Here is a 12,174-nt window from a genome sequence, read left to right on the forward strand (position 1 = left end):
GCGGCCACGGCCACAGCCACTGATCCTTCCCTCGCTTCGTCTTCCGGCGGCGGTCTGAGCGGGGCGCATGCGCCCCGCTCAGACCCCCGCTCGGCGCGACGATGCTTCGGGCGTGACAGACGAATCCCGCCCCGTCCCACACTTCGCAAGCTCAGTGTGGGACGGGGCGGGATTCGTCTGTCACGGGTCCATGTCGCGCCGTGGTGCGATGGCGAGAGCGTGCGGTGTTGTTCAGACGCCGGCGTCGCGCCGTGGTGCGATGGTGGGAGCGTGGGGCGTTGTTCGCCCGGGGGGGCTCGCGTCGTCGGGTGGTGGCGGGAACGTGCGAGGTTGTTCCGGAGCCGGCTTCGCGCCGGGGGTGCGGAGCGGGCGTCAGTTCGTGACGCGCACGCACTCGTCCTCGAGGCACACGACGCTGCCGACCTTGATCTGCGCGCTACGACGCGTGTCGACCTCACCATCCACCGTCACGAGACCCTCCGTGATGACCACGCGCGCCTCCGCACCGTCCTCCACGAGATTCGCGAGCTTGAGCAACTGACCGAGCTTGATCGACTCGTCACGGATCTGAACATCGGCGTGTGCGCTCATGACGCACTCCTTTCTGAGACTGCCCCCATTGTCCCATCGCGGGCGGCGCTGAGGTGGCGCCGCGGCCCCAGCTTCGTTAGCGTGGAGCGTCGATCTACAGCCCCACACACCGTCCGAGCACGACAGGCAGTACCGTCGGATCGGAACACTGAAGCGCGACCGCACGCCCAGAAACGAGCAGGCAGAACCCCGTCCGACAGCACGCAGCAGCCCCTTGGAGAGGCCCGCATGACGAGCGAGACCGGATACTCCTCACCCGAGGCCGAATGGCCCCGGGTGAGTTCCGCGCGCCGCCATGTAACGCTCACGACCCCAACAGCGATGGAGGAAGTGAACGGGGAAGCCTCGTCCATCGCCGCGCTGGTCTCAGCAGCGCGATCCGGTGACGACGCGGCACGGGAGACACTTCTCGACGACGTGCACCAACGTGCACTTCGCTATGCCTCGGCAAGGTTGGGGGCCTTCAGTGGCTCCCGCGAACTCGCAGCGGATGCGGCTCAGGAGGTGTGCGTGGCTGTGCTCAAGGCTCTGCCCCGCTACGTCGAGCGCGGTGTCCCCTTCGAAGCGTTCGTGTATTCGATCTGCTCGCGCAAGGTGGCCGACGTCCAGCGCGGCGCCTTCCGCTCCGCCGTGCCGACGGACGAGGTGCCCGACACGATTGACCCCGGCCTCACCCCCGAGGACGCGGCGCTCAACCTCGACACCGCGCGGCGGCTGTCCGTGCTCATGGAGAAGTTGACGCCGCAGCAGCGCGAGATCCTGACGCTGCGCGTCGCCGTCGGCCTCAGCGCCGAGGAGACGGGCGCGAGCCTCAGCATGTCGCCGGGCGCCGTCCGTGTCGCCCAGCACCGTGCGCTCGCGCGACTGCGCACCCTGCACGAGACCTCGGGGGAGGAGCTTCGATGACACCGCCCGCCACCCGCTTCGACGTCGAGGCCAACCTGCGTGACATCGCCGAGGACGACGCCCTGCTCGACGCTCTCGGAGCCCGCTCCGTCGTCGAGTCGCCGTGCTCACGCGGCACGACGGTTCCCCCCTCGGAGGCGCGCTGCGTCTCCGCCCTGCGCCCCGCCCGGTTGCGGCCCGTTGTCGAGCCCCCGGCCCGCGAAGGTGACGACGACCTGGAGCGCAGCCCCGGCGAGCAGGCATTGAGCGACCTGTTCACCGCCTGGACACGTGAGATCGACGCGACCTGCGAGGCCGTGACGCGGCCGTCGCGTCCCGAGGTGACGCGCCGGCCCGAGGTACACGACAAGGATGTGTCGGCCCACCCCGTCATCGACACCAACATCACAGCTTCGCGCGAGAACGAGTTCGCCGGCGGTGGCCGCTACCTCGCGACCGGACGACCTACCTCGAAGCGCCGTACGCGGCGTGCTTGGAGTGGACGTGCCAGTCTCACGGCCGTCTCCGCCGGCGCCGTCGTCGCGCTGTCCAGCGTCGCCGCTGCCGTCAACGGCGGAAGCCTGTCGACCGTTCTCGCGCCGCTGCACCTCGACTGGAGCAATGCGCGCGCCGTCGCCGAACCAGACGTCCCCCGAGTGCAGGCCACGGCCGTTCCCACCCCGACGACACTGCCCGGACCGATGGCCGCCGCGCCGGGTGCACCGGCGCGATCGAGTGCGCATGGTGGACCGAGTCAGGGCCAGAGTGCCGGTCGTGAGGCAGCCCGACCCGAAACCGGCCCGCAATCAGGCGCCGAGCGTTCGGGTGAGGGTTCAGTCGCCGGTTCGATGATTCCCGAGCAGGTTCCCTCGAGCGTGGCGATGACGACCACGACGCGCGGCGACGCGCCGCAGCGCACGACGCCGGGAACGCGCGGCCAGCGCTCGTCCCAGTCGACGACGCAGCGCCCGTCGACGGGTTCGGCGTCCAGCTCACGGCCCAGCACGTCGCGTCCGACGGGCTCGTCCGGATCGACCTTGCCCGGTTCGTCCTCGAGCACGTCCAAGCAGAGCAGCTCGAGCACATCCAAGCCGAGCAGTTCGCGTCCGGCGCCGTCGCACTCGCAGCCCACGTCGCCGACCAGCCCGACGACGCCTTCGTCCGGCACTGCGACGCCGACGAGTCCGGCCACGCCGCCTACCACGCCGTCGGCGTCGAACACGCCGACGCCCTCCGACACGGTTTCGGACCCGGGCACCGCGCAGACGAGCGCCGGCGCCACCGCGACGGGAAGCCCGTCGGCCGAATCCGACTGACGGTAGCTGCGGCGCGGTTCGTCGTGGAGCCCGGTTGCCGGCTCGCACTGACCGGAGCTGCGGCGGGCTCGTCGTGCAGCCACCTGTGCCGTCGTCACGCGCGGTGAGGGCAGGGGCCGGAGTGTCCTAGACTTGGTGAATGGCTTTCGGTTCTGACAATGTCACTGACGTTCCCCCGAAGTTCGCGACGCTGGGCCTCACCTACGACGACGTTCTGCTGCTGCCCGGCGAGACCGACGTCATCCCGTCCGAGGTCGACACGACGGCGCAGCTGACGCGCGAGATCACCCTCAACATTCCGCTCGTTTCGGCGGCGATGGACACCGTCACCGAAGCGCGCATGGCGATTGCCATGGCGCGCGAGGGTGGCATGGGTGTGCTGCACCGCAACCTGTCGATCGAGGATCAGGCCTACCAGGTCGACCTGGTCAAGCGCACGCAGACGGGGCGCATCACGAACCCCGTGACGATCGGCCCCGACAAGACGCTCGAAGAGCTCGACGCGATCTGCGGCCAGTACCGCGTCTCCGGGCTGCCGGTCGTCGTCGAGGACGACAAGCTCGTCGGCATGATCACCAACCGCGACCTGCGCTTCACGCCCGTCGCGGAGTGGGCGACGACGAAGGTGCGCGACGTGATGACGCCGCAGCCGCTCGTCACCGCGCCCGTCGACATCTCGAACGACGACGCGACGGCGATCCTGCGTCAGCACAAGCGTGAGCGCCTGCCGCTCGTCGACGACGACGGGCGTCTCGTCGCGCTCATCACCGTGAAGGACTTCGTGAAGTCCGAGCAGTTTCCGAACGCCTCGAAGGACGCCGAAGGCCGCCTGCTCGTCGGCGCCGCCGTCGGGTACTTCGGTGAGGCCTGGCAGCGCGCGACGACGCTCATCGAAGCGGGCGTCGACGTGCTCGTCGTCGACACCGCGCACGGTCACGCCAAGCTGTTGCTCGACATGATCCGCAAGCTGAAGGCCGACCCCATGACGAAGCACGTGCAGATCGTCGGCGGCAACGTCGCGACCCGCGCAGGCGCGCAGGCACTCGTCGATGCCGGCGTCGACGCCGTCAAGGTCGGTGTCGGCCCCGGCTCCATCTGCACGACGCGCATCGTCGCCGGCGTCGGCGTCCCGCAGGTCAGCGCCGTCTACGAAGCCGCGCAGGCCTGCCAGCCCGCCGGCGTGCCCGTCATCGCCGACGGCGGCCTGCAGTACTCCGGCGACATCGCGAAGGCCCTCGTCGCAGGCGCCTCCACCGTCATGGTCGGCTCACTGCTCGCCGGCACCGAAGAATCACCCGGCGAAGTCGTCCTCATCAACGGCAAGCAGTTCAAGGCCTACCGCGGCATGGGCTCACTCGGAGCGATGAGCTCACGCGGCAAGAAGTCCTATTCCAAGGACCGCTACTTCCAGGCCGACGTCATCAGCGACGACCAACTCGTCCCCGAAGGCATCGAAGGCCGCGTCTCCTACAAGGGCCCCGTCAGCAACGCCGTCCGCCAACTCGTCGGCGGCCTGCACCAGTCGATGTTCTACGTCGGCGGCTCGACGATCCCCGAACTGCAGAAGCGCGGCCAATTCGTGCGCATCACCTCCGCCGGGCTCAAAGAAAGCCACCCCCACGACGTCCAAGGCATCGTCGAAGCGCCGAATTACTCCATTCGCTGACGTGTGCCGTCCGGATCCGGGAGCGGCAACGTCATGCGCCACGAAGGCGGCCCCGGTCACTCGCAAGCGCGCGATGGGGGTCGCCTTCGTGCGTCTGCGTCGTCGGGTGCTGCGGTCGTGGGGGGGTTCGGCCACCGCTTGCGGACTTGGGGGCCTCGCTCGCGCCCGTGTCGGTCGTGGTGCGGTCGTGGGAGGGAGCGGCTGGTACGGGTGGCCACGGACGTCGCCCGAAAACGCCTCATGGATGACGCGATTGCGGGCAACGATCAGTTCAGCTGGCCTCGCTGGTGCGCGTTGGATGGAGTCACCGGTTCCGCACCTCGGATCAGTCACGAAGCATCTTGGTCGCGACGAGGCCCACATCAGGACGCGCGGGCAGAACTGCCTCGAGATCGAGATGGAGCGGCGTCTCAGGCCAGTCGGTCCGCGTCTTGGCGAACGCGTCCTCGAAGCCTGCGCGTCTGCGCACCGCGATCACGTCCTTCAGACGAATAGCGGTGAACCCGTCGGGGTACCCGCCGTCGCGCGCGTTCGCGATGAGAGCCCACTTCTTGCCGACGGCGCTCACGTAGCCCCAAACGGTTTCAGAAGAGCGAGGGTTGCGATGGACGTCCACGAGGCTGCGATCGATACGGGCCTTGTCGAGCTTCTTCGCGGCATCCATGCGAAGAGCGTAGCCACGCCGAGGAAGACACTGCAGGTTTTCATCATCGAGGACCGGTGATACTCATGACCCGTGCGCTTCATCACCAAGTACCTCGACGGATACGTCCTCGCCCTGCTCGGAATGGTCGCCCTGGCGTGCCTGCTGCCGGCACGCGGCGGTGCCGTCGCGCCCGTCGAATGGGCGACGAACATCGCCATCGGGCTGCTGTTCTTCCTCTACGGCGCGCGCCTCTCGACCGAGGAGACGAAAGAGGGCTTCCGCCACTGGCGCCTCCACCTGCTCGTCCTCGCGTTCACGTTCGTCGCGTTCCCACTGCTGGGCCTCGTCATCCGGCCCATCGCTGACACGTTCCTGCCCCACACCCTCAGCCTCGGACTGCTGTACCTGACGCTGCTGCCGTCGACCGTGCAGTCGTCCGTCACGTTCACCTCACTCGCGCGCGGCAACGTCGCCGCGTCGATCTGCGCCGCCTCGTTCTCCAACATGCTCGGCGTCGTGCTCACACCTTTGCTCGTCATCGGTGTCATGGGCGGGCAGGCCGCGTTCAGCTTCGACTCGGCGGAGAAACTCATCGTCCAACTGCTGCTGCCGTTCATCCTCGGCCAGTTCTGCCACAAGCGCCTCGGCGGCTTCCTCGCCGAACACAAGCAGGGCCTGACGTACCTCGACCGCGGCGGCATCATGCTCGTCGTCTACTCCGCATTCAGCGCGGGCATGCGCGAACACATGTGGAGTCACGTCACCGTGTGGCAGGTCGTGGCGCTGCTTCTCATCTGCGCTGTGCTACTCGCCGTCGTCATGGTCGGCTCGTACGTGACGGCGCGCCGCCTCGGCTTCTCGCGCGCCGACCAGGTCGCCATCGTGTTCTGCGGATCGAAGAAGTCGATGGCGTCCGGCTTGCCGATGGCGACGGTGCTGTTCCCCTCCGGCGTCGGACTGCTCGTGCTGCCCCTCATGATGTTCCACCAGCTGCAACTCATCGTCTGCGCGCAGGTCGCGCGCCAGTGGCCCGACAAACCCGCCCTCGGGCGGGCGCCGGAAGACGGCGTGAGGGAATAGGATCGACGCGTGACTGAGATCGAGATCGGCAAGGGCAAGCGCGGTCGCCGCGCGTATTCACTCGACGACATCGCGATCGTCCCGTCGCGCCGCACGCGCGACCCGCGGGAGGTGTCGACGTCGTGGCAGATCGACGCCTACCACTTCGAGCTGCCCGTCATGGCCGCGCCGATGGACTCGCTCATGTCGCCCGCGACGGCCATCGCGTTCGGCAAGCTCGGCGGCCTGCCGGTGCTCGACCTCGAGGGCCTGTGGACGCGCTACGAGGAGCCCGAGAAGCAGCTCGCGCAGATCGCGACGTGCAGCCCTGACGAGGCCACCGCCCGCATGCGCGAGATCTACGCCGAGCCCATCAAGCCCGAACTCATCACCGCACGCCTCAAGGAGATCCGTGACGCGGGCGTCACCGTCGCCGGCGCCCTGACACCGCAGCGCACGCAGGAGCACTGGCGCACCGTCGTCGCGGCGGGCGTCGACCTGTTCGTCATCCGCGGCACGACCGTCTCGGCCGAGCACGTCTCCGGCGCGTCCGAACCGCTCAACCTCAAGCGCTTCATCTACGAGCTCGACGTCCCCGTCATCGTCGGCGGCGCGGGCACCTACACCGCTGCGCTGCACCTCATGCGCACCGGCGCGGCCGGCGTCCTCGTCGGCTTCGGCGGCGGCGCCGCGCACACGACGCGCCGCACGCTCGGCATCCACGCGCCCATGGCGACGGCGATCTCCGACGTCGCTGCGGCGCGCCGCGACTACCTCGACGAGTCGGGCGGACGTTACGTCCACGTCATCGCGGACGGCGGCGTCGGCACATCCGGCGACATCGTCAAGGCCGTCGCGTGCGGCGCTGACGCCGTCATGCTCGGCGCAGCCCTCGCGCGTGCCGAGGAGGCGCCGGGCCGCGGGTTCCACTGGGGCCCCGAAGCGCACCACAGCCAGCTGCCGCGCGGTGAGCGCGTCGAGGTCGGCACCGTCGGTTCTCTCGAGCAGATCCTCGACGGCCCCGGCCAGAGCGCTGACGGCACGACCAACATCATGGGCGCCCTCAAGCGCGCGATGGCGACGACCGGTTACTCCGACCTCAAGGAGTTCCAGCGCGTAGAACTCGTCGTCGCGCCCTACCAGCGCAGCTGACCCGCACCCCACTCAGCACGCCCTCGCTCTTTCGAAGAGCGGGGGCGTGCTGCGTCGAGGGACGCATCGCGTCGGCAGAGCGCACGACGGCGCCCGCCATGTGCACGGTGTACGCGAAAGTAACCACGGTGTCGGAGGTCACATCTACAGTGGGGGGATGACGCCTTCACTGCACACCCAGCCGCGCCCGCAGCGTCCGCTTGCTCTCGACGAGGCGACCGTCCGACGCATGAGCGCCCGCGTCGTCGCGAGCGGCCCGGCGCAGGAACGCATGACGCCGCTGACGGGGGAGACGATCGGCGCGCTGCCCACGTCGACGCCCGACGACGTCGTCACCGCCTACGAACGGGCGCGCGCAGCGCAGCAGGAATGGGCACAGCGCGACGTCCGCGAACGCGTCGAGTTCCTCACGAGGCTGCACGACCTCGTGCTCGATCGCCAGGACGAGTTGCTCGACCTCATCCAGATCGAGTCGGGCAAGGCGCGCATCCAGGCGTTCGAGGAGGTGCTCGACACCGCGGGCGTGTGCCGTCACTACGCCAAGAAGGCGCCGAGCTATCTCGCCGAGCGCAAGGCCCTCGGCGCGCTTCCGGTGCTGACGCAGGCGCGCACGCACTATCTGCCGAAGGGCGTCGTCGGCATCGTCGCGCCGTGGAACTACCCGCTGTCGATGTCGATCACGGATGCGCTGCCGGCGCTCGCGGCGGGCAACGCCGTCGTCCTGCGCCCGGACGAGAAGTCGAGCTTCACGTGCCTGCGCGCCGTCGAACTGTGCGACGAGGCGGGCCTGCCCGAGGGGCTGCTCCAGGTCGTCCTCGGCGACGGGCCGAACGTCGGCGGGGCGGTGCTCGAGCACGCGGACTCGGTGATGTTCACCGGTTCGACGAAGACGGGCCGCATCGTCGCGCGCGACGCGGGGGAGCGGCTCAAGAGCGCGTCACTCGAACTCGGTGGCAAGAACGCCATGTACATCGCCGATGACGCCGACCTGACGCGCGCCGCCGAGTGCGCGCAGCGCGCCGTCTTCGCGAGCGCGGGCCAGCTGTGCATCTCGATCGAGCGTCTCGTCGTGCACGAGAAGATCGCCGACGAGTTCCTGCGACGCTTCCTCGAACGCGTCGCAGCGATGAAGATCGGCGTGGCGCTCGACTGGGGCTACGACATGGGCAGCCTCATCTCGGCCCACCAGCTCGAACGCGTCACACAGCACGTCGACGACGCCGTCGCGAAGGGCGCGACGGTGCTGATCGGAGGCAAGGCGCGCTCCGACATCGGCCCGTACTGCTACGAACCGACCGTCCTCGACGGCGTCGCGGACGGCATGCTGTGCCGCGACGAGGAGACATTCGGGCCCGTCGTCAGCGTGTACCGCGTGAGCAGCGATGACGAGGCCGTCGCCCTCGCCAATGACACCGACTTCGGCCTCAACGCCTCCGTCTGGACGAAGGACGTCGCGCGCGGGCGCGCCATTGCCGCCCGCATCCGCACCGGAACCGTCAACGTCAACGAGGGCTACGCGGCCGCTTACGCGAGCAACGGCGCGCCGATGGGCGGCATGAAGGCCTCCGGCCTCGGGCGGCGTCACGGCGCGGAGGGCATCACGAAGTACACCGACATCCAGAACGTCAGCGTGCAGCGCTTGCAGGGCTTCGGCGTGCCGAAGGGCGTGTCGCAGCGACAGTTCGCCCGCGCCCTGAGCACGGGTCTGCGCGTCATGAAGAAGGCGGGCCTGTCATGAACACCACCTCGCGCGATCAGGTGATGGACGTCGACGTCGCCGTCATCGGCTCCGGTTTCGGCGGCTCGGTTGCGGCGCTGCGGTTGGCTGAGAAGGGCTATGACGTCGTCGTGCTCGAAGCCGGCCCGCGGCGGCGTGACGACGAGTTCGCCAAGACGAGCTGGGACGTGCGCAACTACGTCTGGGCGCCCAAGCTCAAGTGCTTCGGCGTGCAGCGCATCCACAAGCTGCCGCACGCCGTCATCCTCGCGGGCGCGGGCGTGGGCGGCGGCAGCCTCAACTACGCGAACACGCTCTACGTGCCGCCGAAGACGTTCTTTGACGACCCGCAGTGGGCGCACATCACCGACTGGCAGGAAGAACTCGCGCCGCACTACACCGTGGCGAAGAAGATGCTCGGCGTCGTCGAGGCCAACCCGTGTGAGGGCGTCGTCGAGAACGTCATGCGCGACGCAGCCCGCAGCCTCGGTGTCGAGAACACGTTCCGCAAGACGCCGGTCGGCGTGTACTTCGGACGCGCCGGCGAGCGCGTCGACGATCCTTACTTCGGGGGCGAGGGCCCGGCGCGCACCGGCTGCACCGAGTGCGGCAACTGCATGGTCGGCTGCCGCGTCGGCGCGAAGAACACGCTGCTCAAGAACTACCTACCCCTCGCCGAACGGGCCGGCGCACGCATCGAGGCGATGCGCACCGTCGTCGATCTCGAACCGATCGGTGAGCACGGCGAAGGCGGCTGGCGCGTGACGAGTGAGCGCACCGGCGCGTGGCTGCGTCGGGATCGCCGGACGATGACGGCCCGCCACGTCGTCCTCGCCGCCGGGACGTGGGGGACGCAGTCGTTGCTGCACACGCTGCGGGCCGAAGGGCGCCTGCGGCACCTGTCGCCGCGGCTGGGCAAGCTGACGCGTACCAACTCCGAAGAACTCGGTGGTGCGGCCCTCGTCGACGTACCGCGCGGCGCGGACCTGACGAAGGGCGTCGCCATCACCTCGAGCTTCCACGTCGACGCCACGACGCACGTCGAGAACTGCCGTTACGGCAAGGGCTCGAACGCGATGGGCTTCTTCTCCACCCTGCTCATCCCCGGCGACGTGCCGAGCCGCACGCGTGCCTTCGCGCGCGAGTTCATCAAGCGCCCGGGCACGCTGCTCAAGACCGTCGTGCCGCGAAGATGGAGTGAGCGCACCGTCATCGCCCTCGTCATGCAGACGCTCGACAACTCGATCGACGTCTCACCGCAGCGCACGCGCCGCGGATGGAAGCTGACGTCCGCGCAGGGCCACGGCGAACCCAATCCGTCGTGGATTGCTGGCGGGCACAAGGCGATTCACGCGATGGCGAGCGAGCTGCAGAAGGCCGTCAAGGGCACCGCGGTGCCGGGCGGCACGTGGAACGAGCTGTTCGAGGTGCCGATGACGGCGCACTTCCTCGGCGGCGCACCGATCAGCGACGGGCCGGGCACGGGCGTCATCGACGCGTATCACCGCGTCCACGGCTACCCGACTCTGTCGATCGTCGACGGTTCGGCTGTCTCCGCGAACCTTGGCGTCAATCCTTCGCTGACGATCACCGCCCAGGCCGAACGTGCGATGAGTGCGTGGCCGGCCAAGGGGGAGCGGGACGAGCGCCCGGCGCCGGGTGAGGAGTACGTCAGGCTCGACGTGGCGCCGGGTCGTGTGCCCGGGCAGGTCGTCGACGTCGGGATGCCGCGCATCGGTGGGCTTGCCGGTGGTGAAAGGGGCGCCGTCGAGGTGACGCCATGACGCTCCACAATGCAGAGCGACCCGTCTGAGGCAACGTTCAGTTCGACCCCGTAGGCTGAGTCGGTGCTGCGAACCGCGATGAAACCCCGCCTCCTGCGGTTGTTCGTCGTCATGCTCGTTCTGACGGCAGCCTTCGTCTGGTTGGGCAACTGGCAGTGGCAGACGGCCCACAACAGGGCCAACCAGCAGGTCCTCGAGGAGAGCAACGGGCGCGCTGTGGAACCACTCGACGACGTCCTGAAACCGCAGACGACGTTCGACAACGGGCGCTCCTTGCAGCCGATTCGTGCGACCGGCCACTATGACGCCGCGAAGACCGAACTGGTCGCCGGCCGCGTACTCGACGGCAAGAACGGCTACTGGCTCATGACACCGCTCGTCGTCGACACGACGGGCGCGCGCATCCCGGTGGTGCGCGGGTTCGTCACGCAGACGACGAAGCTGCCCGCGCCGACGTCAGGCACGGTCACGATCGAGGGCGCGCTCGCGCCCGGGGAATCGGTCTCTACGCTCGGTGAACTTCCCGAGGGGCAGATCGGCACGATCGACATGGGCCGGCTGCTCAACGAGTGGGGCGGCAAGGTCTACAACGGCTTCGTCTTCTCGACGAAGCAGGCGCCGGCCGCGGCGCCGCAGTCGGGAACCGCTGTCGTGCAGCACATTCCGCCGCCGGTGCCGAAAGCCACGAAGGTCGATCTGCGCAACGCGGCCTATGCGTGGCAGTGGTGGATCTTCGCGATCTTCGCCGTCTTCATGTGGCTGCGAATCCTGCATGAGGAATACCTCGACGACCGGGCGGCCGCCGAAGCCGCGATCTCCGACGGGCCGCAGTCAACAGATGCGCCCGACGTGCGCGCCGCACGCAGCGAGGGCGACGCCGCTGACGATCTCGACCAGCCCGACGACGGTGCCGCCCGGGCGTCGTCGGCTCCCGAAACCCTCGCCGAACAGGGCGCGATGCGCCCGGCGACACGAAAGGAAACGCCGTGACCAAGCCTGCTCCCACCCCCGGCCGCCCCGTGGTGCGCATCGACGCACTCAAGGCTCGCTCTGCCCTCAAGTTCTTCAAGGTCGCCGCGTTCATCGTCGGTATCGGCCTGCTCGTTCTCGTGCTCGAGATGGTGCTGCACTACGGTTTCGACAACCACGCCCTCGACTGGTGGCCGCAACCGCATGGTCTGCTCTTCCTCGTCTATGTCGCCGCGACGGCGAATCTGGGTTTCGCCATGCGCTGGGGGATCGGCAAGATGGTGCTCGTCATCCTGGCCGGCTGCGTCCCGTTCCTGTCCTTCTGGGTGGAGCGCCGCATCAGCGGTGAGGTCGAGCGCGATCTCGAGGCACTCCCCACCCGCTGAGCG

The 12,174-nt window shown here is 68.9% G+C and carries 11 protein-coding genes; 9 read left to right on the forward strand and 2 right to left on the reverse strand.

Annotation, left to right across the window (positions count from 1 at the left end):
* Positions 1-372 precede the first annotated feature (372 nt).
* Positions 373-591 (reverse strand): RNA-binding S4 domain-containing protein, encoded by a 219-nt coding sequence (locus J4Z35_RS06555; protein WP_006944081.1) that lies wholly within the window; start codon positions 589-591, stop codon positions 373-375.
* A 321-nt stretch (positions 592-912) separates the two neighbouring features.
* Between J4Z35_RS06555 and shbA the strand changes: the two genes are divergently transcribed.
* From shbA to guaB, 3 genes are all read left to right on the forward strand, one after another.
* Positions 913-1,497: an RNA polymerase sigma factor ShbA gene (gene shbA / locus J4Z35_RS06560; RefSeq protein ID WP_038569117.1), complete on the forward strand. Its 585-nt coding sequence runs from the start codon at positions 913-915 to the stop codon at positions 1,495-1,497.
* Positions 1,494-2,792 (forward strand): hypothetical protein, encoded by a 1,299-nt coding sequence (locus tag J4Z35_RS06565; protein ID WP_074040289.1) that lies wholly within the window; start codon positions 1,494-1,496, stop codon positions 2,790-2,792. Before shbA ends, J4Z35_RS06565 begins: the two co-directional genes overlap by 4 nt.
* 139 nt (positions 2,793-2,931) lie before the next feature.
* On the forward strand, positions 2,932-4,458 hold the full coding sequence (guaB, locus tag J4Z35_RS06570; RefSeq protein WP_062257899.1) for an IMP dehydrogenase: 1,527 nt from the start codon (positions 2,932-2,934) through the stop codon (positions 4,456-4,458).
* A 325-nt stretch (positions 4,459-4,783) separates the two neighbouring features.
* On the opposite strand, the gene J4Z35_RS06575 is transcribed toward guaB, so the two are convergent.
* Positions 4,784-5,122 carry a hypothetical protein gene (locus J4Z35_RS06575; protein ID WP_074040291.1) on the reverse strand — a complete coding sequence of 113 codons (339 nt, stop codon included), beginning with the start codon at positions 5,120-5,122 and terminating at the stop codon, positions 4,784-4,786.
* A gap of 72 nt (positions 5,123-5,194) precedes the next feature.
* Between J4Z35_RS06575 and J4Z35_RS06580 the strand changes: the two genes are divergently transcribed.
* From J4Z35_RS06580 to J4Z35_RS06605, 6 genes are all read left to right on the forward strand, one after another.
* A complete protein-coding gene (locus J4Z35_RS06580; RefSeq protein ID WP_074046152.1) occupies positions 5,195-6,184 on the forward strand; it encodes a bile acid:sodium symporter family protein in 990 nt (329 codons plus the stop codon).
* A gap of 9 nt (positions 6,185-6,193) precedes the next feature.
* Entirely contained in the window at positions 6,194-7,315 is a 1,122-nt protein-coding gene (locus J4Z35_RS06585; RefSeq protein WP_062257903.1) for a GuaB3 family IMP dehydrogenase-related protein, read from the forward strand.
* A gap of 157 nt (positions 7,316-7,472) precedes the next feature.
* Complete coding sequence (locus J4Z35_RS06590; RefSeq protein ID WP_144694863.1) at positions 7,473-9,053, forward strand: succinic semialdehyde dehydrogenase; 1,581 nt, start codon at positions 7,473-7,475, stop codon at positions 9,051-9,053.
* Positions 9,050-10,816, forward strand: coding sequence for a GMC family oxidoreductase (locus tag J4Z35_RS06595; protein WP_144694861.1), 1,767 nt, complete (start codon positions 9,050-9,052; stop codon positions 10,814-10,816). The genes J4Z35_RS06590 and J4Z35_RS06595 overlap by 4 nt, the downstream gene beginning before the upstream one ends.
* Positions 10,817-10,879: 63 nt before the next feature.
* The gene (locus tag J4Z35_RS06600; protein WP_144694859.1) at positions 10,880-11,806 is read left to right on the forward strand and encodes an SURF1 family protein; all 927 of its coding nucleotides are present in this window, start codon (positions 10,880-10,882) and stop codon (positions 11,804-11,806) included.
* Entirely contained in the window at positions 11,803-12,171 is a 369-nt protein-coding gene (locus tag J4Z35_RS06605) for a DUF3817 domain-containing protein (RefSeq protein WP_006944851.1), read from the forward strand. The genes J4Z35_RS06600 and J4Z35_RS06605 overlap by 4 nt, the downstream gene beginning before the upstream one ends.
* Positions 12,172-12,174 lie beyond the last annotated feature (3 nt).

This window comes from Dermacoccus sp. NHGro5, from assembly GCF_017565385.1.
Classification (GTDB): domain Bacteria; phylum Actinomycetota; class Actinomycetes; order Actinomycetales; family Dermatophilaceae; genus Dermacoccus; species Dermacoccus nishinomiyaensis.

What these genes read in the sequence shown, in the direction of transcription:
- J4Z35_RS06555 (WP_006944081.1), bottom strand. Translation starts at nt 591, where the DNA reads ATGAGCGCACACGCCGATGTTCAGATCCGTGACGAGTCGATCAAGCTC.
- shbA (WP_038569117.1), top strand. Translation starts at nt 913, where the DNA reads ATGGAGGAAGTGAACGGGGAAGCCTCGTCCATCGCCGCGCTGGTCTCA.
- J4Z35_RS06565 (WP_074040289.1), top strand. Translation starts at nt 1,494, where the DNA reads ATGACACCGCCCGCCACCCGCTTCGACGTCGAGGCCAACCTGCGTGAC.
- guaB (WP_062257899.1), top strand. Translation starts at nt 2,932, where the DNA reads ATGGCTTTCGGTTCTGACAATGTCACTGACGTTCCCCCGAAGTTCGCG.
- J4Z35_RS06575 (WP_074040291.1), bottom strand. Translation starts at nt 5,122, where the DNA reads ATGGATGCCGCGAAGAAGCTCGACAAGGCCCGTATCGATCGCAGCCTC.
- J4Z35_RS06590 (WP_144694863.1), top strand. Translation starts at nt 7,473, where the DNA reads ATGACGCCTTCACTGCACACCCAGCCGCGCCCGCAGCGTCCGCTTGCT.
- J4Z35_RS06595 (WP_144694861.1), top strand. Translation starts at nt 9,050, where the DNA reads ATGAACACCACCTCGCGCGATCAGGTGATGGACGTCGACGTCGCCGTC.